We start from the raw sequence: 26,855 nt of genomic DNA, 5'->3' as shown, positions 1-26,855 counted from the left end.
GCGTTTTACCGGAAATCGGTTGAGTGGTCGGCGGCGACCGCCACGGCGGATTCTCATTCGACGCCGGACTGATCATCCGGCGCGAATCTATTGGCGAAAGTCAGCCACTGGGAAGGTCGATCCTGATATCTGCGAGGGACAAACTTCTCGTCCGTGTAGTACTGCAGCAATCGCTCTTCGCCATTCGTCCGCCGAATGCGAACACCGCTTTCGTCCTGCTCGGTGCGCTGCACCGCTGTGCCGATGCGGACCACTCGGCCGTTCCCCCGCAGATCGTGCTCGACAGCCGCCGCCACGGCTGCGAAATCTGCTTCCTCGCAGGCGAAGACCACTTCCCAGTCATGACCGGCACTGAACAGGAACAGTCCCGTCGGGAGACCGAGGATGCCGGCGAGCGTGCGTGCCTCGTCGCCGATGATGTCGGAGATCGCCGCCTCGTCGAGTTCGAAGCCCACACTGCTCTCCCGCCCGAGAATTTCCAGGCAGGCCAGTACACCGTCGCTGGTGTCCATGGCGGACTTCATGAGGCCGGTGCGTACGGCGCTTGCCATGACTCTGTCCGGCAGATACAGCAACTCGTACTTCGCCTTGGGGTCGACGACTTTCCGCAGCTGGGGGAAGTCACGCATGACGCCGGAGCGGTCCATACGGTAGTACTCGACCAGCTCCTGAGCCCATCGAGTGCCGATCGGGCGGCACCCGCCGGTGGGGCTGGAAGCGAGTGTGATGCCGATGGCATGTCCCTGGCGCACTGAATTCCTGGTGAGGATGCGGGACTTGTCGACGTATCCGATGCCCACACAGCCCACCGACTGCTCGCTGCGCTCCTTGGAATCTCCCCCGATGACGGCGACGCCGTAGCGAGCGGCCTCGCGCACCACGGCCTCGATCAGACGCCGGGCATAGCCGACCGAGACCGAACGCGACAGGAAGAGATTGAGGAGCAGCCCGACCGGCTGGGCACCCATGGAAATGATGTCAGCCAGCGTCTGGACCACCGTGAAACGGCCCACGTACTCGGGCGACTTGCCGGGTTCGGCCAGCGATCCCGGAGCGGAGTCCGTTGTGTACACAAGGCCTTGACCGTTGGCCGCTCCGTCGAACGACACGACCGCGGCGTCGTCACCGATGCCTACGGTGAGGCTGAAATTGCGGTCCAGCTCCGGGCCGTGCGTAGCGGTGTGCTCGCGGATCCACTTGTGGAAGTGGTACTCGCCGACGGAGATGAGTGGGGTGTTGTCCGGAACCTCGTTCATGGCCCGACGGCCGCTGTGCTCCAATTCGAAGCGCAACTCCATGCCTTCTTTGGCGAGCCGGATCTCCTGATAGAGCCTGTCCGCGTGTTCCAGATGCTCGCGGTACAGGGTGCCGGCGTCGTCGTCCGGACTGCGGGACATCCGGAAGTAGCCGCGGGCCAGGGCCGCATGCGCCCTCGCCAGAGCCGGACGGAGGCCCCGCTGGTTGAAGACCTGACGGCCGAGCTCATAGCTGTCGAGCGCCCGCTCCATGTTCCCCAGCACTTCGTACAGACCGCCGAGCGACAGATGGGAGAGACCGAGGGTGTAGCTGTGTCCGTGGACCTCGCGCATGCGCAGCGCCTTGCGCAGATACTCTTCCGCGCGCGTCAGGTTCTCGCGCCTGCTGGGGACATGCCTGGTCCAGGCCCGGCCCAGCCAGTCGTAGATCGTTGCCAGCCGGATCGGGTTCTCGAAGCCGGAAAGGATCTCCAGCGCGCTGTGAGCACGCTCGGTCGGCGGGTCCGCATGGGTGTGCGTCCCGTCGCGGTCGTCGATCGTCGCGTCGACGTACATCAGCACGGCCGAGAGGTAGCGCGCCGCTCCATGCGTCTCCTTGCCCCGGACGGCAAGCAGTTGTTTGGCGTCCTTGAGGCTGCTGCGGGCTCGGGTGAAGTCCATCCGTGCCACATACAGCTGCGCCAGCTCCCGCAGGCAGTCGGCGAGCACCAGGTCGCCGTAGCTGCCGTCGGTGGATTCCGCGAGATACTCCGCGACGCCGATCGTGCGCTGGATCACGCGCTCACCGGCGTCGAACTTGCCGCGCTCGCGGAGCACGTTCCCGAGGACACGGCCGGTCTGCACATAACCGGGCAGCTCGCCGGCGGCCCGGAACTCCAGCTGCAGATTCGTGATCTCCTGCTCGATACCGGCCGACCGCCGGTCGCCCAGCTCGTATTCGAGTGACATTCGCTCGAGCGTGAGATGCAGCCGAAGGTTCTCCGCCTGTGCGGTCAGGTCGGAGGGTGTGGCCAGCAGCTCATTGTGGATCAATTCGACGGCCTGCCGCCAGTCGCCGCGGAATCTGAGAGCGAGCGCCTGGTTGTAGACCGCGGAGAGCCTCAGATGGTCGCCCGCATTGAGCTCACTCACAGCGATTCGGTAGGCCTCAGCGGCCAGTTCGGCGACTCGGGGCGAGCAACAGAGGCGGTCGACCAGCACATTGATCGGCGTTCTGTCGTTGGCGGCGAGCACCTGCTCGTTCAGCTTGGCCACCCGGGACTGGGGAGCGGCCTTCCGTCCGGGCCGGCTCGCCACCCTGCGGGCCTGGGGGATGAATTCGTTCACCGAGAACGAGGGCGCGTCCAGCTCGGGAGCGGGAGGGGGAGCGTCTCCGGCGACTGCGAGATACACCGGAGACCCGGCAGCGGCATGCTCCAGTTCCTTGCGCCCCAGGCTGTAGGTTTCGGCCGACGCGACCGTCCACAGGAGAACGTGCGGGATTTCCGTGGCATTCGCCTCGCCCGGTCCACCCTTTCTCCGCCATCCGGGCCGCGCCTGAATAATGAGGTCGGCCAGCGCTCTGTCCTCGATGTCGTACAGCAGGACGGCGTTCTCCAGGGGGACACCCGATGGATTGTTCCGCGGGCTCGGCCTTGAGGGCGGCGAGGCCTGCACCTCTTGATGCAGCAGCCGTACGAGCAGCTCGTGGACGTGACGCCACTGGGCGTCCGTGTCCTCCCAGGTATCGCTGATCTCCAGGCGGCGGTACGCCGTGTACGACTTGGCCGGTGCACTGCGGGACGACAGCCCGGTGAAGACCGCGACGACCTTCTTGCCGAACGCCTCCGCGAAGTCGAGCTCGCGTTGCGTGGCCCGTGCGTGGGCGTAGGCGCTGGTGACCAGGGCCACGACGAGGTCGCAGTCCTGAATGGCGTTGGCCATTTCCACGCGCGGTGAACTGGCCCCGAAATCGTCCTCCATGATGACCCGGAAGCCGGATGCGGCGAGCTCTCGGCCGAGCCAGACAGCCCGGTTCTTCTGGTGGTTCTCAAAGCTGAGGAAAACGGTGAGCTGCATCCTTGTCCCCCCAGACGGATGAGGTGTTTCTTCCGTCAGCTTCAGCCCTTGTCGCTGTGAATGCGTGCGTGCAGGTGCATGTCGTGCCAGCCGTCCAGGTGTCGCGTCTGACTGCGCATCGTGCCTTCGAACGTGAACGCGGCCTTCGTGGCAACGCGGCACGACGCGGTGTTGATGGTGGAATGCGCCGCCGTCACCCGATGCAGCCCTATGTCCTCGAAGGCCCATCGGGCGAGTTCCTGAAGCGCCCTTGCAGCGATGTCCTGCCCGCGGGCCGGCGGGAGGACCCAGTAGGTGCAGTCGCCTCGTCCCGCGCGCAGATCGATGTAACGCAGTCCGGCACGGCCGACGATGTCCCCGGTCTTCGCGTTCGTGATGGCCCAGTTCGCCCCGGACTCCCGCTGCCAACTCCGCTGCCGGGCAATGATCCACTGGCGGGCATGCTCCTCCGTGGTCACTTTCAGCATGTGCCACTTCTGGATCTCGGGATCGCTGAAGGCCTCGATGACCTGCGGAGCGTCGTCGGTTTCCCACGGCCGGAGCACGAGTTCGTAGGAGGCCTGGAGCACTGGTTGGGGCGTGTCCGCCATTCTGCCGGGAGACACGGCAGCAGGCACGAGCGAGAGCATGAGGCATATGCTGACACGTCGGACGCCTCGGGGCACTCCTTTGGGCGAACCTGGCTGACATGCGACGCAGCGCCGAGAACGCCCAACTCTCCCTGCCTCAGGGGTGTACGCGGCACTGCCGGGGGCGGCCGGGGTGTGATGATCGCGGTCATGCATGCTGGCCGGGTGACCATGCTCTCCGGCTTCCTGCCCATCTGGGCGATCACCGCCGTCGGCTGGGCGGCGGGCCGGTTCAATGTGCTCGGGGCTCAGGCGCAGACCGTGCTGGGGCGATTCGCCTTCGCGTTCGCCATGCCGGCGTTGCTGTTCCTGACGCTGTCCAGGTCACGGGTGTCCGAGCTGGCCGGCCCAGGCGTGGCGGTGTTCGCGGCCAGCCTCGTCATCGTGTTCGGGGTGGGCCTGCTGCTTGGCCGGTGGGTCTTCCGCCGCCGCCAGGCCGACCGAGCCATAGGCGCGATGGCCGGGGCCTATGTCAACTCCGCCAATCTGGGCATCCCCATCGCCGTGCACGTCCTGGACGACGCATCGTTCGTGATCGCGGCGGCGCTGTTCCAGACGCTGTTCATCACGCCGGTGATCCTGGTGCTCATAGATCTGGATGTACGGCGCGGAGCGCGCGACCGCTGGGGCCGGATCCTGAAGCTGCCTCTGCGGAATCCCATCATCGTGGCGTCGGCCGCCGGGGTGACCGTCGCCGCGGCGGGCTGGCGGCTGCCCGCCGAGCTGACCGCTCCGGTCCAGATGCTCGGCGGCGCGGCCGTGCCCGCCGCGCTGTTCGCCCTCGGGATGTCGCTGAACGCGCGGGCGCAGCGGCCCGACGCCATGGGCCGCACCGAACGGCGCGTGCTGGTCGCGCTCAAGATCGCCGTCCAGCCGCTGCTCGCCTATGCGCTCGCGCGCTGGGGCTTCGGTCTCGACGGGCACGAGCTGTTCGCCGTGGTGCTCTGCGCCGGTCTGCCGACGGCGCAGAACGCCTTCATCTTCGCTTCCGAGTACCGGCTGAACACGGATCTGGCCAGGGACACCGTCCTGCTGTCCACGCTGCTGTCGATGGGGTCGCTGTCGCTCATCGCCTGGCTGCTGGCGTGACCGCGGCGTCCGGCGACTGAGGACGGACCGGCAGCAGGACGGCCCCGGCCACCGCGACGGCGGTCGACCGCCTACCGGTCGACCGCCTCCGGCACAGGCTCGCCGGACATCGCCGCGGCCATCCGCAGATGCGGCGCGGCGTCCCGCGGGCGCCCCTGGCGCTCCAGCGTGCGGCCGAGCATCAGCCGCGCGTAGTGCTCCACCGGGCTGAGCTCCAGGACGGCGCGCAGCTCGACCTCCGCCAAGCGCAGCCGTGCCGAGTGGTAATAGGCGCGGGCGAGCAGCAGACGCGGCGCGATCTTCTCCGGCGACTCGGCGACCAGACCTGCCAGAATGCAGGCCGCGGTGACGTACTCCTTGGCGTCGAAGAACAACTGCGCGCGATCCCACCGCTCCGCGGGGGTGCCGAACTCGTAGTACCTCTCGTTCACGTGCTCTCCTCCTCGGAGCCCCGGTCTGCTGCTTGCACGGTGCACAGCACAGAGAGATGGTTGAATATTCCACTATCATTTGGGCGTGGGGGCTGACGGCTCGCGTCCGTACAGGAATAGGTTGAGCGCCATGAGCAATCTCGATCGTCAGGCCGCCCTCTCCGTCTGCGGCGGTCGTGGCTTCGTCGTCGCCGAACCCGTCCGTGAACTCCTCAGCCCGCGCCATGTCCAGCTCGGCGAGTCCACCGAGGTCCGCAGGCTGCTGCCCAACCTCGGCCGCCGCATGGTGGGAGCCTGGGCCTTCGTCGACCACTACGGTCCCGACGACATCGCCGACCAGTCCGGCATGCAGGTCCCGCCCCACCCGCACATGGGACTCCAGACCGTGAGCTGGCTCCACGAGGGCGAGGTGCTGCACCGCGACAGCGCCGGCAGCCTGGCGACGATCCGACCGCGCGAACTCGGCCTGATGACCTCCGGCCGGGCGATCAGTCACTCCGAGGAGAGCCCCAAGCCGCACGCCCGCTTCCTGCACGGAGCCCAGCTCTGGGTCGCGCTCCCCGACGCCGAACGGAACGTCGAGGCGCAGTTCCAGCACCACGCGGACCTGCCGACCGTCAGCGGGCCCGGCCTGACCGCCACCGTCATCCTCGGTCAGCTCGACGGCGCGCTCTCGCCCGGCACCACGTACACCCCGCTCGTCGGCGCCGATCTGGCGCTCTCCCGGGGTGCGACGGCGAGCCTGCCGCTGGACCCCGACTTCGAGTACGCCGTGCTCTGCATGTCCGGTGAGACACATGTCGACGGCGTGCCCGTACTGCCCGGTTCGATGCTCTACCTCGGCTGCGGCCGCACCGAACTCCCCTTGCGCGCCGAATCCGACGCGGGCCTGATGCTCCTGGGCGGCGAGCCCTTCGAGGAGGAGATCGTCATGTGGTGGAACTTCATCGGGCGTACGAACGAGGAGATCGCGCAGGCGCGGGCGGACTGGATGACAGGCTCCCGCTTCGGCGAGGTGAAAGGATACGATGGCGGCCGGCTGCCTGCCCCCGAGCTGCCCCCGGTGGCCCTGAAACCACGGGGAAGGGTGCGTTGACCTCAGGTGATGGGTCCGCTGCGAGTCACTGTCAAATGCCCCTACCAGAGGTGCGGATGACCCGGCCGTCGGCTGACCCGACCGGCACGCGCGGCAGCGGTGCTGGACATCTGCGGCTGTCCAGGACCCTCCGCGCATCCGCATCACTCGGCGATGTAGGTGCGGTAGGTCCAGCGGTAGACAGGCATTATTTCACCGTGCAGGGTGCGGTACTCGTGCGTGAACTCGAAGTGCTCGTAGGCGTTGTGGCGCAATATCTTGACCGGCTCCCCGCACCCTCCGGGTGGCAATGCCCAGACTTGAGGAAGGTCGTCCGGGCCTCCGTGAAGAAGCACCAGATTCGATTGGGGCATGGCTCATGCCTCCAGCAGCCTGGGATGAGTCGGAGTGGGGCAGCGTTGAAGGGCGAGCCGGGCGGACGAGCCGTCAGCGCGGCTCGCCTGCGGGCTTATGAACCAGCAGGGTCCCGGAGCGTGAGGCTCATGTGGTCGGCGAGACCTGTGGCGAGTGCCGCCAGCGTCGGATGCTGATAGATGAAGTTGGCGGCGATTTTGATGCCGAGACCGGTTTCCAGGCGGGTGCGCAGTTCCAGGGACAGCAGCGAGTCGAACCCCAGCGACTTCAGCGGAGTCTGCGGGTCGAGGGTGGTGTTTCCCAGCCGGAGCACCGCGCGGATGTGGTCGGCGATGTACGCCTCGAGGGCGGTGCGTCGGGCCAGACCCGCAGGTATGGAGCTCAGCTCGGCCCGAATGTCGATGCTGTCGTCCTGCTCGGTGTTGCCGGACGGTTCGTCTGCGAGGAGGCTGAACAGCGACGAATGCCGGACCGCCGGGAGGATCCAGGTGTCCGGTTTCCCGGGGATCACGGCGGTGCGTGTGCGCCGGTGCAACAGGAGCGCATTCAGCGCCTGGAGTCCCTTCTTCGTGGGGATGGTCTGGTAGCCGCGTTCGGCGAAGTCGACGGCAGCTCCTGTCTCACCCCATGCGCCCCAGTTCACGGAGAGAGTCGGCATGCCGCGGACCGTCCGCCAGGTGGCGAATCCATCGAGCCAGGAGTTGGCGGCGGCGTAGGCACCTTGGCCGGGGTTGCCCAGCAGGGAGGCCATGGACGAGAACACGACGAACCAGTCGGGGGCGTGGCCGGCGGTCGCTTCGTGCAGCCTCCACGCACCGGTCGCCTTGGGGCGCCACACCCGTACGAGCTGGTCGTCGGAAATGTTGGTGACCGCGGCGTCGTCGAGGACCATGGCAGCGTGCACGAGGCCGCGCAGGAGCAGGCCGTTCGCGGTGGCGTCGGTCACGAGGCGTTCGGCGGTGCCCGGGTCGGCGATGTCGCCGAGAGTGACCGTGATCCGGGTCCCGCGGGCACGCAGCTCCTCCAAGGTCCGTACGGTGGATTCAGAGCCGGGCGAACGGCCATTGAGGACGATGTGACCGGCGCCCTGTTCCGCGAGCCAGCGGGCTGTCGCGAGGCCGACACCCCGCAGTCCGCCGGTGACGATGTAGGCGCCGTCCGGGGACACGGCCGACGGTCCTTCGGGGATCACGGCGGTGGTACCGCCCCGGTCGGGGACGGTCAGGACCAGCTTGCCGATGTGGCTCGCCCCGGCCATGAAGCGGAATGCCTCCGTGGCCTCGGCCAGTGGGAAGCTTTGGTGGGGCAGGGGCTCGAGCCGTCCCGAGGCGACCTCGCCGAGCACCTCGCGGAGAATGGCGGTGAACACCTCTGACCGCTTGTGCTGGACCTCGATGAGGTCGACGGTGCTGAGGGTGATGTTGTGCCGGAACGGCGACAGCCCGACGGACGCGTCGGAGAGGATGTCGCGTACCCCGAGTTCGATGAAACGGCCGAAGGGGCGCAGAGTTTCGAGCCCGGAGCGGATCGCCGCGCCGGACAAGGAGTTGAGGACGACATCGACGCCCTCGCCCCCGGTGGCGGCGCGCGTCTGCTCGGTGAAGCGCAAGGACCGGGAATCCATGACGTGCTCGATTCCCATACCGCGCAGATAGCCGCGCTTCTCCGTATTGCCGGCTGTGGCCAGTACCTCGGCCCCCAGCATCCGGGCCACGCCGATGGCGGCAAGGCCGGTCCCGCCGGTCGCGGAGTGGATCAGAACCCGTTCACCGGCGGTGAGTCGCGCCACATGGCGCAGGGCGTACCACGCGGTGACGTACGCGGCGGGGAGCCCTGCCGCTGCGGTGAGGTCGATCCCGGCCGGTACGGGCGCGACGGAATGGACGGGCACGGTGACGAACGAACCGAAGGCCCCGCCCCGCAGGTCGATGGCCAGCACCGGCTCACCTACGCAGACGGCCGTGACGTCCGGCCCCACCGCGGTGACCGTCCCCGCGCACTCGAAGCCGATGCGGTACCGCGCGTCCTCGTCGGCGGAGAGAAGGCCCATGGCTGTGAGCACGTCCCGGAAGTTCACCGCTGCGGCACGGACGCGGAGTTCGACTTCCCCAGGCCCCGGGGCGGGCCTGTCGGTGACGACGAGTTCGAGGGAGCCCAGGTCGCCGAAGCGGCCGACTCGGAGCCGGAAGCGGTCCGTACCGTAGCGCACGGTGCGTGTGGTGGCCGTGGTGCGCTCGGTCTCCGTCAGCGGGGCGTAGTCCAGCCGGGCGATGTGGCGGGTGCCGCCGCGCAGGGCGACCTCGTCCTCGGGACCTGCGTTCAGCAGTTCGGCCGCCACGTGGTGCAGTGCCGCGTCGGCCGGGTCGGCGTCCAGATGGGTGGCGCGGACTTCAGGGTGCTCGTAGGCGAGGACGCGTACCACTCCGCGCAGTGCGCTCTGGCCGGGGTCGGCCGGCTCTCCGGGGCCGACGGTCTGGGCGCCACGGGTGACCACGAACAGGCGAGGAGGTTCGGGGCAGCCGGAGACGGCGGCTTGCGCGGTGTCGAGCAGCCGTCGGGTGCGTCGCAGTGCATGCGCTGCCGGATCCCCGCCTTCGGCGGGTGGCGCGCAGAGCAGCACCACCGCGTTCGGGGGCGCGGGGTGGTCGCTCCAGCGGTCGACGAGTACGCCCTTGAGCAGCCCGAGCGGCTGGTCGCCCACGGGGATGTCGAGCACGTCGGTGGTCGCCCCTGCCGTGTGCAGCATGGCGGCCAGCGCCTGGGCGGAACCGTCCGCCTCACCGATGACGAGCCAGCTTCCCTGCGGTGTCGTCCCTTTCGTCTCCGGGCGCTCAGCAGGTTGCCAGCGGGTCTCGAGGAACCAGCCGTCGATACCGGCTGCACCGGACGCCCCATGGCGTACCAGCTGCAGGCTGTCGATACTGAGGACGGGCCTGCCCGCCTCGTCCAGCAGGCGGACGTGTCCGGTGACACCGTCGGCCTTCTCCTCCACGATGCGGGCGTGACAGTACACGGCTGTCGTGGGGTCGCCGAGGATGCGTAGTGCCTTGACCCCGACCGGAAGGACCAGGCCCTGGCCGGGCTCCCGGATCAACCCCGCCACCAGCGTTTGCGCGCAGCAATCGACAAGGACCGGGTGGATACGCAGATGGTGCGGCGCCGATGTGGCCTCCGCCGGTAACTCGACGCGGGCCCACGTGCTCTCGCCATCGCGTGAGACCCGCAGGCTCGTGATGCCGGTGAAGGCTGGGCCGTGTTCGATGCCGCGGGCGCGCATGCTCGCGTAGAGGGAGGCCGGGTCGAGGGCGACGGGGTGTTGTGCCGGCAGAGCCGTCAGTTTCGCCGTCGGCGGGAGCGGCGGTGCACCGGCGTGGTGCAGCTCGGCAGTCGCCTGTCGTACCCAGCCTCCGTCGCCACCGCGACCGAAGATCTCGCACTCGGCACGGTCCGGATCGGTCACGGTCACGCTTGTGACCACCTCGGTATGCTCGGACAGTTGCAGCAACTCGAGGAACCGGACGTCGGTGACTTCGATTTCCTGCGGAGGCGCGCCAAACACCTCGCAGGCTGCTGTCAGGGCGACGGCGCAATAGCCGGCGCCGGGAAATACCGGATCCGCGTGCACCTGGTGGTCGGCCAGCCATGGCACCGCAGTGGTCCCCGCGTCTCCCCGCCAGTAGTGGCGGACCTGTTCACCAGGGACCTCGGCGTGTGTGCCGGGCAGGCCGTCGGCCGTTCCCGCGGGAGTGCCCGGGAACGGGGCGACATCCGCCCAGTGACGTTGCCGGTCGAAGGTGAAGGAGGGTACGTCGGCGAGCTCCGCGTCCGCGTAGAGCTTCGACCAGTCGACACTGACGCCCGCGCAGTGCAGAGCAGCCAACTGGGTGCGGAACGTGGCCAGTTCCTCCTCATCGCGGCGCAGTGTGGGCAGGACGACCGGGTGCTCGATGAGACGTGGCAGGCTGTCCGTGACGGAGCGGGTGACAACCGGGTGGGGAGAGACCTCGACATAGACGTGGTGCCGGTCCGCGGCAGCTGCGGCGATCGCGGAGGCGAACCGGACGGGACGGCGTAGGTTCGCGCACCAGTAGACGGCGTCGAAGTCGGGAATCCGGCGTGGGTCACTCAGAACTGTCGAGTAGAACGGGACTAGGGGCGGCTCGGGTGTCACGTCCAGCAGAGCCGCGCGGAGGTCGGCCAGCAACGGATCCACCTGTGGAGAGTGCGAGGCGACATCCACGGCGATCAGGTGCGCGGGGATGGCTCGCGCATCCCAGGCGGCAACAAGCCGTTCCACCTCTCGCCTTTCACCGGCGACGACCGTTGAGCCGGGGGCGGCCAGGACGGCGACCGAGACCGCCCCGGTTGCACGGGCGGTGTTGAGTTCCTCTTCCACCGCGGCCCGGTCCAGGTTCACGGTGGCCATGGCGCCGGCCCCCGCAATGCGGGTCAGCAGCGAGGACCGGCGGCAGATGACCCGCACACCGTCGGCGAGAGTCAGCGCTCCGGCAACGACAGCGGCCGCGACCTCACCCATGGAATGGCCCACGACCGCGGCCGGTTCGATCCCGTGCGCCCGCCACAGAGCGGCAAGCGAGATCTGCAGCGCGAACAGCAAGGGCTGCACACGCGAGCATTCGGTGACCGGCACCCGGGTGTACACCATGTCGAGTACGGAGAACCCGCCTTCGTCCCTGATCAGCGCATCGGCTTCGGTCATGGCCTCGGCGAAGGCCGGTTCGTCGTCCAGCAGAGTGCGTCCCATGCCCGGCCATTGCGAGCCCTGCCCGGAGAACACCCATACCGGGCGCCGCGAGACTCCGGCGGCCACCGCGCCGGACACAAGGCCCGGGTGGGCCACTCCGGCCGCGAAGGATCTCAAGGCGCGGACCAGGTCGTGGCGGGAGGCGGCCACCGCACCGAGGCGGCCGCGGCCCGGCGAGCGCCTCAGCGCGAGTGTGTGGGCGACGTCGCGCAGCGGCACGCTCGATCCGTCACCCTCGAGCCAGTCGGCGAGCCGTTCCGCCGCCAACGGGAGCATGGCGGTGGAGCCCGCGGGCACGAGAAAGACCTCGGGCGTCGTGCCCTCCGGCCGGCGTGGGACAGGCGGGCGGCTGGGGGTGGCAGGCGGTGCCTGTTCGAGTACGACGTGGGCATTGGTACCGGAATACCCGAAGGATGAGACTGCCGCGAGCCGGGGGCTGGAGCGGGTGGGCCACTCGGTCAGCCGCGTGGGCACGAAGAAGCGGGATCCTTCCGGCGCGATGGCCGGGTTCCACTCCGTGAAGTGCAGATTGGGCGGGACGAGTCCGCGCTGCAGGCACAGCACGGCCTTGATCAGGCCGATGACCCCGGAGGCGGGTTCGAGATGTCCCAGGTTCGTCTTGACCGATCCGAGCGCGCACCGCTCCCGGCCCACGCCGTAGACCTGTGCCAGGCTCGAGAACTCGATCGGATCCCCGACAGGCGTGCCCGTACCGTGCGTCTCGATCATCCCCACGTCCTGTGGGTCGGTCCCGGCACGTGCCAGTGCCTCCCGGAACAGGGCCTGCTGGGCGGCCGCCGAGGGTGCGGCCAGCCCGTCGGACCGACCGTCCTGATTCACGGCCGAGCCGCGTATCACGGCGAGTACACGGTCACCGTCCCGCAGGGCGTCGGCCAGGCGTTTGAGTACGACGACACCGCACCCCTCACCGCGCACGAAGCCGTCCGCGGCGGCATCGAACGTACGGCACCGTCCCGTGGGCGACAGCATTCCCATCCGCGCGAAGGACCTCATTGTCCTGGATCCGAGGATGAGCGTGACGCCGCCGGCCAGGGCGAGGTTGCACTCACCGGACCCCAGCGCCCCGCACGCCAGGTGGAGTGCGACGAGCGATGAGGAGCACGCCGTGTCCAGTGCGACACAGGGACCGTTCAGCCCCAGGAGATAGGAGATCCGTCCCGCGGCGACGCAGTGACCGTTCGTCAGGAGTGAGCCCTCCAACTCCAGCGGCTGCCCGGCGAGCCCCTCGTAGAAGTCGTTGTAGCTGATGCCCAGGTACATTCCTGTGGAGCTTCCGGCCAGCCGGTCGGGCGGCAGCCCCGCGTGTTCCAGTGCCTCCCATGCCACCTCCAGCAGTACCCGGTGCTGCGGGTCGAGCACGTCCGCCTCGCGACCGGAGACACCGAAGAAGGCCGCGTCGAAGCCGGACACGTCCCGCAGATAGCCGCCCTGTCGCGCCATCGGATTTCCGTTCCCGGGCCCGGCGCTGCCGTAATGAGCGCCTGATGCCCCGGTCCCGGTACGACCGGCAGGAGGGCTCCCCACCGCATCCCGTCCGTCGGCCAGCATTCGCCACAGCGCGGCGGGTGAATCGGCATCGCCGGGAAGCCGGCACCCCAGTCCGACAACGGCGATGCGCTTGTACTCTCCGCCCTCTGGGTGCTCACGCTGGACCATGGAAACCTCCTCCTCCCGTCCGTCAGACGGGTCCGGATCGAAAACACACTGTGGAATGGCCGTGTACCGGTCGGGTTTCTCAGCGCCGCTCAGCGGCGTCCAGGCTTCCCAGCAGGACCGCGCTCTTCACGCCACCGATCTGGTACGTGAAATTCAGCGCATGATGGAAGTCGAGAGAACGGGTGCGTACACCAGGGACCGGATCGAATATGAGACCGTCGGCCGGCTGCTCACAATTCGCCGTAGGGCATACCTCGCCCCGTTCCATCATGAGGAGGGTCAGCGCCACCCCGAGGCATCCCGCCGGGGCTCCGTTGTGGCCGAAACAGCCTTCCTGGGAAGTCATGAGGAGACCGGCCGCGGCCGAGCCGTACAGGTGTCTGACCGCATTGACTTCAAAGGCGGTGACGACGGCGTCACCGTCGCTGCCGCCGTGAATGTAGGGCACCTGCTCGATGGACCACCGGTCCCCGAGGCAGGCACGGACGGCGGCCACGAGCCCCATACCACTCTCGTCGCTTGCCAGTGGGTTGGCGAGCCCGTCGCGGGTCGTGGCCTGTGCGAGAATCTGGCCGTACGTGCGAGCGCCACGCCGATGTGCGTGGTCCCGGCTTTCCAGGATCAATGTCGCCGAACCCTCACCGTAGTTCACGCAGTCCGCACGCCAGTCATACGGCCGCATAAGGCGGTCGAAGGACGGCAGGAGCGCCGGTTTGCCGGCCGATCGGATGGACGTGTTCGCTTGCTGAGCGACACGTAACAGGCGCTGTGCGTTCCGGACCAGACCGACGTTGAAAACGTCGACGCCGGTCACCACCGCAATGTCCACGACGCCATCGGCAATCATGCGGCGGGCATTTCCGAGCTGGACCGCGGACGACGCACAACCGCAGGACACCGTGTAGCAAGGACCGGTGGAGCGGGTCACCGCTCCCTGCACCAGGGCGACATCGGATGGAGAAACGGCCAGTTCGGTGCCGATGAAGAGATCCATCGCCTCCAGGGCGCTGATCGTCTCAGGGTCGGCCCCGAGGACTGCCTGATAGCTGCCCACTTGGGCGTCCACCCCGCCCCGGCCTGCCAGAATCGCCGCGGCTGTCAGGTCTCCCGAGTACGGGTTCAACTCGGCATCCACGCACGCCTCTGCCAGTGAGACCAGGCCGAACCGATGCGCGGCGGTGAAGTGGCGGGCGAAGACTCCAGGAAATTCGGGCAGACGTTCCTCGAACATGGCATCCGAAAGGTGCACCGGTCCGTGATAGACGCCGTCACGTAAGAGACATGAACGTCCGTGCGAAGCGATATCCCAGACTTCCTCCGCGGTGAAAACGGGCCGGCCCTCACCCGGCAGGCAGAACCCCATGCCGGTGACCACGGCATCTCGTGTGCTCGCTCCCGCACTTCCTCGAGTTGCCGCCGCTCGAGCACTCATGTCACACCTCCGCACGCTGGGACGGCATGGCAATGCGCCACACCACTGCCAGGGACTGGGTCGTGTCAGGACCCGGAATGCCGGACGTACTGGTGAGCGGCTCGGCTCGCAGCCGAGACCTGCTCGAACACAACTGGCGCCTTTTGCGACGCGATGAAGGCCTGGCGTACCTGTCGGCCGCCGACAGCCTGAACAAAACCGACGACAGTTTCGTTCTGTAAGGCTGTCCTTACCTTAAGGTGTGACGGGCAGTTACCGATGGGCCGGTGCCACGGCGCTCGAAGCACTGAAAACGTCAAGCGTGCGCCTGAACTCCACCGGCGTATTCCGCTTTCCCGAAGCTCCGGGTTCGACGGCCGAGAAAGTTGGAGTTTCTCCGCGGTTCGCTGCGAACGCAAGCGCCGGGCGCACTCGCTCGGGCGCAGCGTGCAGAGCACCCGGACGCGCCCGGCCGTGGATTTCCCACGGAGAGGCAGGAGTCGAGCGAGTTGGCGCTACGAACGCGCCTGAACGTTTTCCTCGACTTCTCGTGAGCGAGTTGTGCAATGCGAGAGTGGATCTTGGCCATGAATGATCAAGAGCCAAGGACAGAGGTCCGCGCGGGAACCCTCAGCATCTGTGTCGCGCGGGCCCTGTCCGAGGCGGGCTGCCCACAGCCCGGCTCGACCCCGCTGATGTGTGTGGCGTATCCGGTCAGGCGCCGGCCAGGGTGCTGGGGCCGCCCGTCAGGGCGATGTGCAGGCCGTCCGGCTGGACGTGCACGGACGTGGCTTTGAGTCCGAGCGGGTAGTCCTTCTGCGCGCCCGGCGACGATCCAGGGCTGCCGTTGCCCCTCCCGAGCCGGCTGGTGGGGACGGAGCGGCCGAACACGGTGAGCCCGTCGACGGCGAGGGTGACCCTCCCGTCCTTGAGTACGGGACGCAGCGTCAACTGTCCGGCGCCGGCCGGGCCGACGGCGGCGAGGATGGTTCCCTTCGCCGGGTCGGTGGTGACCGATGCGACCGGTACGGACGGGGCGGCGGTCTGGATCGCGGCGGCGAGGGACTGCGTCCAGGCGGTCACCTGGGCGTGGGTGCTGCCGACGGTGGACGTGCCGCCGAGGCGGACGTCGTCGAGCTGTGCGTGGACGGAGACCTCGGAGAGGGGTCCGAGGTGGGCGTCGTCGCTGCTGATGTCGAGTCTGGGGATGTTCTTGTGTGCCAGGTCCCACAGGACCCAGTCGCCGGCCACGCTGACCGCCACGTTGTCGCCGAGGGAGGGTGCTGCTTCGGCGATGCGATTGTGGATCATGTTGCGGGCCATGAACTCGGCCGCGCCCGTGGCGACGGCGACTACCAGGACCACGGCGGTCGTGACCGTGAGGACGAGGTGGCGGCGCATGGCTGCCCGGGTCTTCGTCAGGCGGTGCTTCATCGCTGGTCTCCTCGGGCGGGCACAGGGGCGGGTGCGGGCAGGGAGGTGGGCGCGGCTGCGGGTCCTTCCGGGTCGAGATGCGGAAGGAGCCGGTCCAGCCAGCCGGGCAGCCACCAGTTGGCGCGCCCGAAGAGGTACATGGACGCGGGCACCAAGACCAGACGGACCACGGTGGCGTCGATGATGACGCTGACGCCGAGGCCGAGGGCGAGCATCTTGACGGCGACGTTCGTGGAGAGCAGGAACGCCAGGAAGACGCTCGTCATGATCAGTGCTGCGCAGGTGATGACGCGGGCCGTGGCGGCGAGGCCGGTGGCGACGGCCAGGTGGTTGTCCTTTCGGTGCAGCCAGGTCTCGCGGATCCGGGACAGCAGGAAGACCTCGTAGTCCATGGAGAGCCCGAAGACGATGGCGAACATCATCATCGGCACGTAGGACTCGACGGGAACCGTCTCGGTGACGCCGAACAGCGCGCCGCCCCAGCCCCATTGGAAGACCGCGACGACCACGCCGTAGGAGGCGGCTATGGAGAACAGGTTGAGCACGGCGGCCTTGAGCGCGATCAGCAGGCTGCGGAAGACGGTGAGCAGCAGCAGGAACGCGGCGGCGACGACCACACCGATGATCAGGGGCAGTTTGGCGACGAGGGTGTCGGTGAAGGTCTGGGTGGCGGCGGTGGTGCCGGTGACGTAGCCGGTGGCACCGGTGCCGGACAGCACTTGCGGCACCGTGTCGTTCTGCAACGTGTGGATCAGGTCGGTGGTGGCCTGGTCCTGCGGGCCGGTGGTGGGGGTGACGGTGGTGATGAGCAAGTCGTGGTCGGGGCTGGGGGCCGGGGGTGTCACGGAGGCGACACCGGGCACAGCGGCCAGCGTGTGCTGGAGCGAGGTGGCGAGGTCCTGGCGCTCGGTCTGGCTGGCGACCTGCCGACTGTCAAGGTGGGTGACGACGGTGAGGGGGCCGTTGGCGCCGGGGCCGAATCCCACGGTGATCAGGTCGTAGGCACGGCGGTCGGTCCGGCCGGTGGACTGTGCTCCGGCGTCGACGTGGCCGAGCTGCATGGACGCGACCGGAATGGAGAGTGTGCCGAGCAGGAGCAGGCCGCTGACCAGGAAGAGCCAGCGGCGCCGGCTGACCTTGACGGCCCAGCGGTGCCACACGTCCGAATCGCCGGTGGGTTCGGCGACCGGCGTGCGCACGTGAAGGCGGTCGATGCGGCGGCCGAGCAGACCCAGCAGCGCGGGGGTCAGTGTCACGGACGCGGCGGCGGCCACGACGACACTGAGCCCGGCCGCGATGCCGAGGGTGCCGATGAAGCTCATGCCGGAGACGCAGAGCCCGCCCAGCGCCATGGCGACCGTGGCGGCGGCGACCAGCACGGCACGGCCGCTGGTGGCAACGGTGCGCCCAACCGCCTCAGCGGGTTCCATCCCGGAGTGCAGCAGTGCTCGGTAGCGGGTGGCCAGGAAGAGCGCGTAGTCGATGCCGACACCGAGGCCCATCATCGCGGCCAGGGTCGGGGACGCCTGCGCGAAGCTGAAGTGTGAGGCGAGCAGGCCGAGGCCGCCCAGGCCGACGGTCAGGCCGAGCACGGCCGTCAGCAGCGGCAGTCCGGTGGCGGCGACGCTGCCGAAGCCGATCAGCAGCACGAGCACGGCGACAGCCAGACCGATGGCCTCCGAGGCGCGGTCGGCCGATTTGGGCGCGGCCAGCTGCCCAAGCGGGTCCCCGTATTCGACGGTGACGTGGTCGGTGCGCAGTGGCTCGACGGCGGTGTCGACCTGGGCGAGATAGGAGCGGTCGAAACTCGCCGGGTTGCTGTTGAAGCGGACGGTCATCTGGGCGATGTCGCCGTTCGCGGAGACCGCCCCAGGCGTGGTGAGCGGGTCGGCCACCGAAAGGACGTTCGGCAGCTGATCCAGGTTATTGACGGCCGCATCGATTGCGGCCTGGTGACTGGCGACCGAACCCTGGTCGGACTTGATCACGATCGGGGCGGATGTGCCCCCGGAACTGCTTGTGTGGGCCTTGAGCAGGTCGGCACCGGTCTGGGCACTGGTGCCGGGCAGGGAGAAGCTGTCCGCGAAGGTGCCGCCCCACTTGTGGTTGGCCAGCCCGAGGCCGACAAGGAGCAGCACCCACAGGGCGACAACCCGCCAGGCGTGCCGGGCACACCAGCGCCCGCTTCGGTGGAGCAGTCCAGGCCCGGCCGATTCAGTTTTCATGGGGCCTCACTGTGCGCGGCGCGTGTAAGGGGGCCTTAGGCGCAATGTTCGGGGAATGTACGGGCGGCTGCGCGCCCGCCGGGACGAGGGCTCGCGAGTCCTCAAGCGCCGACGGGTGACGGCGGGAGGGTGACGGTGAAGCAGGCGCCGCCTTCCGGGCCGCGCCCTTCGACAGCGATGGCGCCACCGAGGCGGCCGGTCAGGCGGTGGGCGATGGCCAGGCCCAGGCCGCTGCCGACCGGGCGGGTGCCCCGGTAGCGCTCGTGGAGGGCGCCGCTGTCGAAGGCAATGCGGACGTCGTCGTCGCTCAGGCCAGGTCCACCGTCGCGGACCTGCAGTTCAGCCGCGCCGGCCGCAGCCGCGTGGACGGCGAGGACCAGGGGTGCGCCCTCGGGCGTGACCCGTAGGGCATTCTGCACCAGGCCGTCGATCAGCTGGCGAACCCGGAAGGCGTCCGTGTCGACGACGGGCTGCCCGGACTGCTCGAGCCGTAGGTCGACGCCGTGGCGTGCGCAGGGGCCGGCCCAGAAGGCAGCGGCCTCGGCGACGAGTGCGGAGATGTCGGTCGGGGCCGTGTCGAGGCGGAAGTCGTCCGCCTCCAGCCGGGCCAGGTCCAGCAGGTCCTCCAGGAAGCGGTCCAGGCGGCGGGTCTCGTCGGCCAGGATGCTGCCGACCTCGGGCAGTTGATCCGGCTCGACCAGGCCGTCGGCAAGTGCCTCGGCGTATCCCTGCAGTGCGGTCAGCGGGGTGCGCAAGTCGTGGGAGACGGAGAGCAGGAACTCCCGCTGCCGGTTCTCGCTGTGCGCCAGCGCTTTGTCCAGGACGTTGAGGGCGCGCCCGATGTCCGCGGTCTCCCGTGGGCCGTCGACCGGGGCCGGTACGCCGCGTTCGCCGTCGGCGAGCCGGTGCGCGATCTGCGCGGCCGTCGCGAGCGGGCGGGCGATGCGGCGGGCCAGGAGCGCTCCGGCCAGTGCCGCGCCCAGCATGCCGACGATCAGCGGCGCGATCACGTTGCGGCGGATCTGGTTCGTGTTCTGGGTGACGACCGTGTACGGCTCGGTCAGCACGATCGCGCCGCCGCGCGCGCCGGGCTGCCCCACCAGCAGCACGTCCTGGCCGCCCAGGACGCTGTTGATGGAGACCGGCTCTCCCGCCAGCAGGTCCGATTTCGACGCCATGTCGACGGCTGGGGTAGCGGTTCCGCTCACCGTTCCGTCCGGGGCGATGACGGCGAGCTGCACGCTGTTCGGCCCGGCCAGTACCTGGGCGCCGGTAAAAAGGGCTTCGGAAAAGGCGGGCAGGCGGCTCAGCACCGTTGCCTGGCGCGTCAGTTGGTCGCGCTCGCGCTGCTCCGCGCCGTGCTCGGCGGTCTGCCAGGCGATCAGCCCGGTCAGCGCCACTGCGAGTGCTGCCACCACGGTGGTCAGCACCACGATGTTGCGTGCGAGCGAGCCACGACGGGAGCGGGGGCGGTTCACCTGCTGGAGGCCGTCGCGCTGTAGCCGACGCCGCGGACCGTACGGATCGGGCTCGCCTCGCCGAGCTTGGCGCGCAGTTGTGAGACGAAGACGTCGACCATCCGGGTGTCGCGGTAGCCCGGGTACCCCCAGACCCGCGCGAGCAGCTGCTCGCGGGTGAAGACCTGCCCCACGTGCTGGAGCAGGTACGCGAGCAAGTTGAACTCGGTGGCGGTGAGCTCGACCGGCTCGCCGTCGCAGCGCACAGTGCGGCTGATCGGGTCCACGCTGAGCCGGCCAACGCTCTCGGTCGGCTGCCCCGGCAGCCCGGCCGTCCGGCGCAGCACGGTCTTGACCCGGGCGACCAGCTCGCGCGGCGAGAACGGCTTGGTCAGGTAGTCGTCCGCGCCCAACTCGAGCCCGAGGATCCGGTCGGCCTCCTCACCGCGGGCCGTGACCAGCAGCACCGGCGTCCAGTCGCCGACGTCACGCAGGGCACGGCAGAAGGCGATGCCATCCAGGCCCGGCAGACCGATGTCCAGCACGATCGCCACCGGGTGCATCCGTCTCGCGGCCACGAGCCCGGCAATCCCATCGGTCTCGACGTGGACACCGAAGCCCTCGCGCGCCAAGTAGAGCCTTTCCACATCGGCGATGTGGCGCTCGTCCTCGACGATCAGCACGAGGCCCCTGGACTCCGTCATCACTGCCTCTCACGTGCGGCAACCTCATCGATGCTAACCACATCAAGCCGCCCTCCCGGCGGGCGCGCCGCCGCCCGTACATTCCCCGAACAATGCGCCGACGCCCTTGCACCCGCAGCGCGTCCTGGTACTGGACGGCGCGCCCGGGGCATGGCTGTCGCCGGGGGGCGAGGTCGTCCCACAGGTCGCGGGCGGCCTGGACGAGCGACTGGCTGCCGCAGTTCCGCCGAAGGCGGCGTTTGCGGGGAGCTCTGATCCGGAGCAGCGTGGACATGGTGCCGGTGCGGCACCGCGGCATCGAGGGCACTGGCTTCCAGAGGCACCTGCCGGAGCGAGGAGGAGACCGATGACCACTCCGCATGGAGGCCCGGAAGGCGTGCCGCCCGAACGCCGTCAGCCCGATTCGATGGACAGCGTGACCTGGGAGCCGAGTGAGCGGTGGGTGCGTGCGACGAAGGGCGAGGTCACGGTCGTGGACAGCCGCCGGCCCGTTCTTGTGTGGGAGCCCGGTCGTCCCGTACCCCTGTACGCCTTCCCGGCCGCAGACGTCCGGATGGATCTGCTGCGAAGGACCGAGCGGCCCGCCAACCCGCGACGTCACGGGGGAGCGACGGTCTTCTACGACCTTGCGCTCGCCGAACGGACCGTCCAGGCGGCGGCCTGGACCTATCCCAGCGAGGAGCTGGCCGGTTACATCAGCTTCGAATGGTTCGGGCACGAGGTGCTCGACCACTGGTACGAAGAGGACGAGGAGATCTTCGTGCACCCGCGTGACCCGTACAAGCGGGTGGACGCGCTGCCCAGCACCCGGCACGTCCAGGTCGAGATCGAGGGCACCGTCGTCGCGGACACGCGTACGCCGGTTCTGCTGTTCGAGACGCACCTGCCGGTCCGCTACTACATTCCGCGGGAGGATGTCCGCCTCGATCTTTTCACCCCGACCAGTGCGCGAACCCGCTGCCCGTACAAGGGTGTGGCGACCGACTACTGGTCGTGGGCGGGCGGCGCCGACGTGCGGCCCGACATCGCCTGGAGCTATCCCGATCCTCTGCCCTCCGTGTGGATCATCAAGGACCGGGTGGCCTTCTACAACGAGTCCGTCGACATCGTCGTCGACGGAGAGCGGCAGCAGCGTCCGGTCACCTTCTTCAGCAAGCCGTCGCCCGAGAGTTCGGGAGGACCGGGTGCGACCGCAGGGCGGCCGGACCCGGAACACGCCTGATCGTTCCGTGCCGCAGGCGTGGGCATCGCGGCGCTCGCATCGTCAGGGACTGCTGGTGCCGGCGGTGCTGAGGTGGGCGGTTTTCATGCGCCTCTGCCCGGCGCTGCGCCCGATCCGTCGGCTCTCGACGACATACGCAACCGCGTTGAGGGCCAATATGGCCGCGGCGAGTGCGGGCTGAGGGGCGAAGGTCCTCGGCGGGTCGACGAGCGCCGTGCCGGGGTAGAAGATCGCCGACAGCTGGGTGATCCAGTACAACGATGCGGCGCCGGTGGCGAGTTGAAGCCGGGAGTGCGACCAGGCGCCCCGGCGCATCCACAGGGCGTACAGACCCACCAGGCCGAGCGCAGCGCCGACGCTCATGGTCTGGGCGTTGTGGAACTTCGCGTGCGACGTCCAGTCGGGGTTGTAGATGTGCGTTTCATTCCAGTCCGCCACGTACGCGAGGCTCATCGTGGCGAGCGAGGTCAGGGTCAGCAGGGCTCGCCCTGTACTGATCTTGGGCATGGGATTCCTCCGCAGGGTTGTGGCAGGCCGGCCAGCTGGCTGCCTGTGGGGCAGGTGCCACTTCACGTGGCGTGCGTGCGTCGATGAGCGCCGGCCGCGCTGCTGTTGTCAGGCGGCCTGGGTGGTCATCGCGCGGCCGCGGGCGTAGATGAGTGCCTGTTCGGCGACGCGACGGCCGAGGTGGGTTGCGGTGCTCAGGTCGGCGCCGTGGACGGCTTCGATGCCCTGGTCGATGTGGGTCGCCGCTCCCGCGCCGAGGTAGAAGCCCAGGCGGTTGTTCTCGTGCTCGGTGGAGGTGCTGGTGTTCCAGCCCGAGGGCAGGTCCAGGTTGACCCAGTGCATGCCGTGCTGTGCGGCCAGGATTGTGAAGTACTGCAGGGTGTGGAGCTTGTCGCCGCTCTTGGAGCCGGAGTTGGTGAAACCCGCGGCGAGCTTGTCCTGCCAGGTGCGGCGGATCCACCGCTTGCTGGTGGCCTCGGCGAAGACGTGGAAGGCGCCGGAGGCGGTGCCCATGTAGGTGGGGGAGCCGAAGATGATGGCGTCGGCTTCGTCAAGGAGCGCCCACTGCGCGTCCGTGAGCGCGGTGACGTCGAGCAGGTGGACCTCGCTCCCCTCGACGGAGGCGGCGCCGGTCTGGACGGCGGTGGCGAGCTGGGCGGTGTGGCCGTAGCCGGAGTGGTAGGCAATGGCGATCGAGACAGCGGACACGGTCAATTCTCCTTGATGAACGAACTCGGGGGTTGGCGTGGCGGCGCCTTCAGCGCGCCGCCAGGCAGTCAGTCGGACAGGTGTCACCGTCAGGCCGTAGCGCTCGCGACGGTCGGAGCGCGGCCGGTTGCGTACTGGTAGGAGGCGGCGATGACCTTCTTGGCCACCTCGAGCTCGGCCTGGTCGCGGGGGGCGTAGAACATGACGACGTTGACGCCGCGGTCGTACAGAGGGTGCTTCTCGCCCCACCCGGAGGCCAGGAACGCGGAGTGGTCGGCCGGGTCCAGCGCCAGGTGGAGGCTGCCGTCGGCGTGCAGGTGCGCGAACTCCGCGTTCCCCCGGGGCAGGAACAGCCGGGCGCCCTCGGCCGGGGCGACGTCGCTGAGGAACACCGCCCAGGTGCTGGGGACGGATATCTCGCTGCGGCCCGGGACGATGCCGGGCAGCGCGGTGGCCATCCACTGCCGCAGTTCTTCCTTGATCTGCGGCGGACTGATCTGGGTGTACTGCAGGTGAGGGACCTCCGGCCCGGTCTCGGGCCGGTCGCCCTCACGTCTGGGGAGTGCCGGGATCGTCATGGTGGTGCCTTCTTCGCGTAGGAGACCGTGCCCCAGAAAACGGGGCCTGGTCCGGGTCGGCGGGAGTGCCGGGCTGCTGTCTTCAGCAACACCACCAGGCTACTTTCCTCGGTATAGTGGTTACCTCAGAGATAGTGCCCGCAGGTTCGCGGGCCCGGGGCGGTAAGGAGATGGTCATGGCCGAGCCGGTGGAGCAGGCATGCCCGATCAATCCGGTGGTTGACCTGGTGTTCAGCCGCTGGACCACCCCGATCCTGTGGGTGCTCGAACACCATGGGCGGCTGCGTTTCAATGAACTGCAGCGGCTCGTGCCGACCATCACCCCCAAGGTCCTCACCCAGCGCGTGCGTCAGCTGGAGCGTGACGGCATGATCGTGCGCACCTACCACGCGGAGATCCCGCCCCGGGTGGAGTACGAGATCAGCGACCTGGGCCGCACCCTGGTACCGGTCTTCGACACCCTCGTGGGCTGGTCCGAGGCGCACCTGCCACAGGTCGCCGCCGCCCGCCGCGGCTATGACGCCGCACGGGAGGAAGAGGAAGCATGGGCCAAAGGCTGACCGCGGTCCCGCTCCAACCGGACTCGAAGCCCACATGCCGGCTCGTCGTCGTCGCCGCCCAGCACAGACCCGGAAAGTGGCGCTGATCCGTGGTACGACGAGGAATCCCGCACAACCGGCAGCCCAGCCGAAGCGTGCCGAGGACTCGATCGCAGTGCCTTATGCCATTCCTTCAACGGCGCGCCCTGGGGCCATAACTGAGGCTCCCGATTCGGTAATTGAAGGGCTACGACGGGGTGCCGCTGCCAGCTCCGGAACTGCCCGCGACGCCGCTGAAGCCGCGGGGTGGGGTGCGTTGACCTGTCCGATGCTTCTGTAGCACGTCTCTGGAGCGATGTGGGCGCTTCATGTCCAACACGGGACTTCGCACCTGCCCACCGGTGTGCGGTGTTCACCGGTCCGTGGCACGGAAGTGCGGCCCGGAGATGGTCAGATCGCCGCCGAACTGGCCGGCCTGCGAAACGGTCACGTCTTCGAATGCGACGGTCCGCATGGGCGCCCCCGGGTGAGAAAGCCACTGCGGGAGGGCGTCGGGGGTGATCGTGACGCTGCGGACCGCGGGGAGTGGGGCGCCGCCCAGGCTGGTGAGCGAGCCGGACAGCCTCTCGGTGTAGAGCGTCACCACGTCCTTGCCTCTGATCGTGGATGTCGTCGCGGGCCTGGCCCGCAGGCGTACCCCGCCGCCGATCGTCAGGTCGAGGTCGGTGATGTCCATCAACCGTGCGGTGAACTTCAGAACCCGTTCGGGTCCGGCCGGGGTCTGCACGGTTACCACGCCGTGGAAAACGCTCCCGTGGAGGACGAGCTTGTCTGCCCGCAGAACAAAGGGGCCGTTGCCGAGCGGGGCAGGAGGCCGGTCGCGCGGGGCATCGGTGCCGACAGCGTCGAATGTGGGGATGCCGCTGGAGGAGAGGAGCGCGGTCGAAGCTGCCGGCGCACAGAAGAGGGCCACCGGCAGCGCCGTCAGGGCCAGCGTCCTGGCGAGTGACCACTGCAAGCGGTCGAGTACGCCGCTCAGTTCGTCACCTCTCACCCTGGTCCTCGCTCACCGGGACGGCCGCGGAAGCGCGGTGTGCCGCGGACCGAGGATCCGCGGTGTCCGGCGGGGCCCAGGCGCAGGCGAGGGAGCCGCCGACGAGGCCGCAGAGCAGACCGAGAAACATCCCCCCGAAGTTGACCATGGGAAAGGAGACGAGGGCGAGCATCATGGCCGCGATCCCGGCGAATACACGCACTTGCTGGTGGAACCAGAGGGTGATGCCGAGGATGACGAGCAGGATCCCGATGATCAGCGATCCTGCGCCGGCGGTGGTGGACAGCGCGAGAGGGATGCCGCCCAGACTGAGGCTCACGTAGGGGAAGTAGATGACGGGAACTCCGGCCGCGAGGGTGAACAGCCCTGCCCAGAAGGGACGTTCACCACGCCATGCCCTGAATCTCCGTCGGGCGTCGGCGATCGCGACGCGCAGTCCTGGGCGTCTGCCGAAAGGGTTGTGGATCACGTGCGTCTTCCCTGTGGAAGCGGGCAGGAGGCAGGGCAGGCGAGCCCGGGTCACGCGGTCAGAAGCACTCTTCGCGACCCTTCACGAGACGCAGATTGAGACCAGGGACATTGAGAGTGGCGGCCGAGACGGCGACTGCGGTGACACGCACGTCGGTGAGAGTGGCCGATGCCGCTTGCTGTGCGAAGCCGTTGGGATCGAAGAACCGCGAGTTCCTGTCATCGGGGTTGACCTTGCCCTTGGTGAGCGAGCCGGCCGCGACACCGATGTCGAGATCATCGAGGGACGCCTGACTCGCGGCCAAGGAGGTCCCATCGATGAACATGTCCTTCGCCTCGGCCGGACCCCGGTCACCCGTGAGCCTCAGCGTGTACGTGCCGAGAACCGGGATCGGGACCGCAACAGACTGGCACAGACCGTCGATCTTCGCATGCCTCAGCCCGGTGACCACGACCGGAACGGGGGTGCCTTTACGGGGCACGTCCACCATGCCGTAGATGCTCAGACCCCGTACGGTCAGTGAGTCGGCGCCGACCTGGAAGCGCTGGCCGGAGATGAAGAACGACGCGGCCAGCGCTCCTTGCGCCATGGCGACACCAAGAGTCGCGGCGGCCGCGATGCCCGGGACCAGGATGATGGCGAAGCGCTTCCAGCGTGTCCTGCCGACGCCCTGGGGCATTCCCTCTCCTCCGGTCCTGATATGGGCATGCCGGTGTCAGGCAGAGGAAGGCAATGTCCCAGTATGTAGTGATAAATCCTAGACTGCTGTGACCGGCAGCTGTCGGCACATCAGATCGCGCAGACGGGTGAGAAGCTTCTCGCGGGGTATGCGTGCGACGCGCGGTGTTGTGCCACGGGCGATGCCCTCCGGCTGCTGACAATCACCGGGTGTGTGCCGAGGATGCTGAGCCGTATCTGGGAGGCGGTGCCCGACACCGCACGAACTGGTACCCGCCCCCGTGCCGTACCGGACCCGTCGCTTCTGAAGTGTCCGGAAGTCGGTACGGAGGTCCTCGGGGCGGCGGGCTGTGCGGCGTGTTGGGGGTTCTGACGCTCGCGTGACGCTGTTCCGGCCCCGACGCCGATCGTGCACGAGGTCGTTAGGGCTCGCAGAGAATCAACATGCGGGTTTGATCTTCCTCGGGGGCTGGCTGCCGTACTTGTCGAGGTGGGCAGCCACGTCCGTCGGGGT

At 68.7% G+C, this 26,855-nt stretch carries 21 protein-coding genes; 5 read left to right on the top strand and 16 right to left on the bottom strand.

Annotated elements, in window-relative coordinates:
• Nucleotides 1-53: 53 nt before the first annotated feature.
• Nucleotides 54-3,314 carry an AIR synthase related protein gene (locus tag AB0D12_RS34845; protein WP_362692123.1) on the bottom strand — a complete coding sequence of 1,087 codons (3,261 nt, stop codon included), beginning with the start codon at nt 3,312-3,314 and terminating at the stop codon, nt 54-56.
• 41 nt (nt 3,315-3,355) lie between these two features.
• Nucleotides 3,356-3,943 (bottom strand): GNAT family N-acetyltransferase, encoded by a 588-nt coding sequence (locus AB0D12_RS34840; RefSeq protein WP_362692120.1) that lies wholly within the window; start codon nt 3,941-3,943, stop codon nt 3,356-3,358.
• Between the two features lie 150 nt (nt 3,944-4,093).
• Here AB0D12_RS34840 and AB0D12_RS34835 point away from each other — a divergent pair, with 150 nt between their 5' ends.
• Nucleotides 4,094-5,032, top strand: coding sequence for an AEC family transporter (locus AB0D12_RS34835; RefSeq protein ID WP_362692117.1), 939 nt, complete (start codon nt 4,094-4,096; stop codon nt 5,030-5,032).
• Nucleotides 5,033-5,103: 71 nt separating this feature from the next.
• On the opposite strand, the gene AB0D12_RS34830 is transcribed toward AB0D12_RS34835, so the two are convergent.
• Nucleotides 5,104-5,463: a tetratricopeptide repeat protein gene (locus AB0D12_RS34830; protein WP_362692114.1), complete on the bottom strand. Its 360-nt coding sequence runs from the start codon at nt 5,461-5,463 to the stop codon at nt 5,104-5,106.
• A 130-nt stretch (nt 5,464-5,593) separates the two neighbouring features.
• Between AB0D12_RS34830 and AB0D12_RS34825 the strand changes: the two genes are divergently transcribed.
• The gene (locus AB0D12_RS34825; RefSeq protein ID WP_362692111.1) at nt 5,594-6,559 is read left to right on the top strand and encodes a pirin family protein; all 966 of its coding nucleotides are present in this window, start codon (nt 5,594-5,596) and stop codon (nt 6,557-6,559) included.
• 143 nt (nt 6,560-6,702) lie between these two features.
• On the opposite strand, the gene AB0D12_RS34820 is transcribed toward AB0D12_RS34825, so the two are convergent.
• The 3 genes from AB0D12_RS34820 to AB0D12_RS34810 form a co-directional block, all read right to left on the bottom strand.
• Nucleotides 6,703-6,912 (bottom strand): DUF5988 family protein, encoded by a 210-nt coding sequence (locus AB0D12_RS34820; protein WP_362692108.1) that lies wholly within the window; start codon nt 6,910-6,912, stop codon nt 6,703-6,705.
• Between the two features lie 95 nt (nt 6,913-7,007).
• Complete coding sequence (locus AB0D12_RS34815; protein ID WP_362692105.1) at nt 7,008-13,355, bottom strand: type I polyketide synthase; 6,348 nt, start codon at nt 13,353-13,355, stop codon at nt 7,008-7,010.
• Between the two features lie 79 nt (nt 13,356-13,434).
• Nucleotides 13,435-14,787: a beta-ketoacyl synthase N-terminal-like domain-containing protein gene (locus tag AB0D12_RS34810; RefSeq protein ID WP_362692102.1), complete on the bottom strand. Its 1,353-nt coding sequence runs from the start codon at nt 14,785-14,787 to the stop codon at nt 13,435-13,437.
• Between the two features lie 77 nt (nt 14,788-14,864).
• On the opposite strand from AB0D12_RS34810, the gene AB0D12_RS34805 reads away from it, so the two are divergent.
• Complete coding sequence (locus tag AB0D12_RS34805; RefSeq protein ID WP_362692099.1) at nt 14,865-15,008, top strand: hypothetical protein; 144 nt, start codon at nt 14,865-14,867, stop codon at nt 15,006-15,008.
• 472 nt (nt 15,009-15,480) lie between these two features.
• On the opposite strand, the gene AB0D12_RS34800 is transcribed toward AB0D12_RS34805, so the two are convergent.
• The 4 genes from AB0D12_RS34800 to AB0D12_RS34785 form a co-directional block, all read right to left on the bottom strand.
• Nucleotides 15,481-16,200: a DUF2993 domain-containing protein gene (locus AB0D12_RS34800; RefSeq protein ID WP_362692096.1), complete on the bottom strand. Its 720-nt coding sequence runs from the start codon at nt 16,198-16,200 to the stop codon at nt 15,481-15,483.
• Nucleotides 16,197-18,425: an MMPL family transporter gene (locus tag AB0D12_RS34795; protein ID WP_362692093.1), complete on the bottom strand. Its 2,229-nt coding sequence runs from the start codon at nt 18,423-18,425 to the stop codon at nt 16,197-16,199. Before AB0D12_RS34795 ends, AB0D12_RS34800 begins: the two co-directional genes overlap by 4 nt.
• Nucleotides 18,426-18,526: 101 nt before the next feature.
• Nucleotides 18,527-19,903: a HAMP domain-containing sensor histidine kinase gene (locus AB0D12_RS34790; protein WP_362692091.1), complete on the bottom strand. Its 1,377-nt coding sequence runs from the start codon at nt 19,901-19,903 to the stop codon at nt 18,527-18,529.
• Nucleotides 19,900-20,586, bottom strand: a complete 687-nt coding sequence (locus AB0D12_RS34785) for a response regulator transcription factor (RefSeq protein ID WP_362692088.1) — start codon at nt 20,584-20,586, stop codon at nt 19,900-19,902. The genes AB0D12_RS34790 and AB0D12_RS34785 overlap by 4 nt, the downstream gene beginning before the upstream one ends.
• Nucleotides 20,587-20,932: 346 nt before the next feature.
• Here AB0D12_RS34785 and AB0D12_RS34780 point away from each other — a divergent pair, with 346 nt between their 5' ends.
• Nucleotides 20,933-21,808, top strand: coding sequence for a DUF427 domain-containing protein (locus tag AB0D12_RS34780; protein ID WP_362692085.1), 876 nt, complete (start codon nt 20,933-20,935; stop codon nt 21,806-21,808).
• Nucleotides 21,809-21,850: 42 nt separating this feature from the next.
• Here the strand turns inward: AB0D12_RS34780 and AB0D12_RS34775 are convergent, their stop codons facing one another.
• From AB0D12_RS34775 to AB0D12_RS34765, 3 genes are all read right to left on the bottom strand, one after another.
• On the bottom strand, nt 21,851-22,315 hold the full coding sequence (locus tag AB0D12_RS34775; protein WP_362692082.1) for a DUF6640 family protein: 465 nt from the start codon (nt 22,313-22,315) through the stop codon (nt 21,851-21,853).
• Nucleotides 22,316-22,423: 108 nt separating this feature from the next.
• Complete coding sequence (locus tag AB0D12_RS34770) at nt 22,424-23,023, bottom strand: flavodoxin family protein (RefSeq protein WP_362692079.1); 600 nt, start codon at nt 23,021-23,023, stop codon at nt 22,424-22,426.
• Nucleotides 23,024-23,112: 89 nt separating this feature from the next.
• Nucleotides 23,113-23,601 (bottom strand): luciferase family protein, encoded by a 489-nt coding sequence (locus AB0D12_RS34765; RefSeq protein WP_362692076.1) that lies wholly within the window; start codon nt 23,599-23,601, stop codon nt 23,113-23,115.
• A gap of 176 nt (nt 23,602-23,777) precedes the next feature.
• Between AB0D12_RS34765 and AB0D12_RS34760 the strand changes: the two genes are divergently transcribed.
• Nucleotides 23,778-24,161, top strand: a complete 384-nt coding sequence (locus AB0D12_RS34760; protein ID WP_362692073.1) for a helix-turn-helix domain-containing protein — start codon at nt 23,778-23,780, stop codon at nt 24,159-24,161.
• Between the two features lie 391 nt (nt 24,162-24,552).
• Here AB0D12_RS34760 and AB0D12_RS34755 read toward each other — a convergent pair whose 3' ends face one another.
• From AB0D12_RS34755 to AB0D12_RS34745, 3 genes are read right to left on the bottom strand one after another with little or no spacing between them, the layout of a single operon-like run.
• Nucleotides 24,553-25,194: a hypothetical protein gene (locus AB0D12_RS34755; RefSeq protein WP_362692071.1), complete on the bottom strand. Its 642-nt coding sequence runs from the start codon at nt 25,192-25,194 to the stop codon at nt 24,553-24,555.
• The gene (locus AB0D12_RS34750; protein WP_362692068.1) at nt 25,184-25,663 is read right to left on the bottom strand and encodes a DUF6114 domain-containing protein; all 480 of its coding nucleotides are present in this window, start codon (nt 25,661-25,663) and stop codon (nt 25,184-25,186) included. Before AB0D12_RS34750 ends, AB0D12_RS34755 begins: the two co-directional genes overlap by 11 nt.
• Before the next feature lie 58 nt (nt 25,664-25,721).
• Nucleotides 25,722-26,342, bottom strand: coding sequence for a DUF6230 family protein (locus tag AB0D12_RS34745; RefSeq protein ID WP_362692065.1), 621 nt, complete (start codon nt 26,340-26,342; stop codon nt 25,722-25,724).
• Between the last annotated feature and the right edge of the window lie 513 nt (nt 26,343-26,855).

Source organism: Streptomyces sp. NPDC048479 (assembly GCF_040651435.1).
GTDB lineage: Bacteria > Actinomycetota > Actinomycetes > Streptomycetales > Streptomycetaceae > Streptomyces.
Note: the sequence above shows the minus strand (reverse complement) of the source record. Positions and strands in the feature narration are given on the sequence as shown.

Excerpts from the sequence above, each read along its gene's own strand:
- AB0D12_RS34845 (WP_362692123.1), bottom strand. The coding sequence starts at position 3,314 with ATGCAGCTCACCGTTTTCCTCAGCTTTGAGAACCACCAGAAGAACCGG.
- AB0D12_RS34840 (WP_362692120.1), bottom strand. The coding sequence starts at position 3,943 with ATGCTCTCGCTCGTGCCTGCTGCCGTGTCTCCCGGCAGAATGGCGGAC.
- AB0D12_RS34835 (WP_362692117.1), top strand. The coding sequence starts at position 4,094 with ATGCATGCTGGCCGGGTGACCATGCTCTCCGGCTTCCTGCCCATCTGG.
- AB0D12_RS34825 (WP_362692111.1), top strand. The coding sequence starts at position 5,594 with ATGAGCAATCTCGATCGTCAGGCCGCCCTCTCCGTCTGCGGCGGTCGT.
- AB0D12_RS34820 (WP_362692108.1), bottom strand. The coding sequence starts at position 6,912 with ATGCCCCAATCGAATCTGGTGCTTCTTCACGGAGGCCCGGACGACCTT.
- AB0D12_RS34815 (WP_362692105.1), bottom strand. The coding sequence starts at position 13,355 with ATGGTCCAGCGTGAGCACCCAGAGGGCGGAGAGTACAAGCGCATCGCC.
- AB0D12_RS34810 (WP_362692102.1), bottom strand. The coding sequence starts at position 14,787 with ATGAGTGCTCGAGCGGCGGCAACTCGAGGAAGTGCGGGAGCGAGCACA.
- AB0D12_RS34805 (WP_362692099.1), top strand. The coding sequence starts at position 14,865 with ATGCCGGACGTACTGGTGAGCGGCTCGGCTCGCAGCCGAGACCTGCTC.
- AB0D12_RS34800 (WP_362692096.1), bottom strand. The coding sequence starts at position 16,200 with ATGAAGCACCGCCTGACGAAGACCCGGGCAGCCATGCGCCGCCACCTC.
- AB0D12_RS34795 (WP_362692093.1), bottom strand. The coding sequence starts at position 18,425 with ATGAAAACTGAATCGGCCGGGCCTGGACTGCTCCACCGAAGCGGGCGC.
- AB0D12_RS34785 (WP_362692088.1), bottom strand. The coding sequence starts at position 20,586 with ATGACGGAGTCCAGGGGCCTCGTGCTGATCGTCGAGGACGAGCGCCAC.
- AB0D12_RS34780 (WP_362692085.1), top strand. The coding sequence starts at position 20,933 with ATGACCACTCCGCATGGAGGCCCGGAAGGCGTGCCGCCCGAACGCCGT.
- AB0D12_RS34775 (WP_362692082.1), bottom strand. The coding sequence starts at position 22,315 with ATGCCCAAGATCAGTACAGGGCGAGCCCTGCTGACCCTGACCTCGCTC.
- AB0D12_RS34765 (WP_362692076.1), bottom strand. The coding sequence starts at position 23,601 with ATGACGATCCCGGCACTCCCCAGACGTGAGGGCGACCGGCCCGAGACC.
- AB0D12_RS34760 (WP_362692073.1), top strand. The coding sequence starts at position 23,778 with ATGGCCGAGCCGGTGGAGCAGGCATGCCCGATCAATCCGGTGGTTGAC.
- AB0D12_RS34745 (WP_362692065.1), bottom strand. The coding sequence starts at position 26,342 with ATGCCCCAGGGCGTCGGCAGGACACGCTGGAAGCGCTTCGCCATCATC.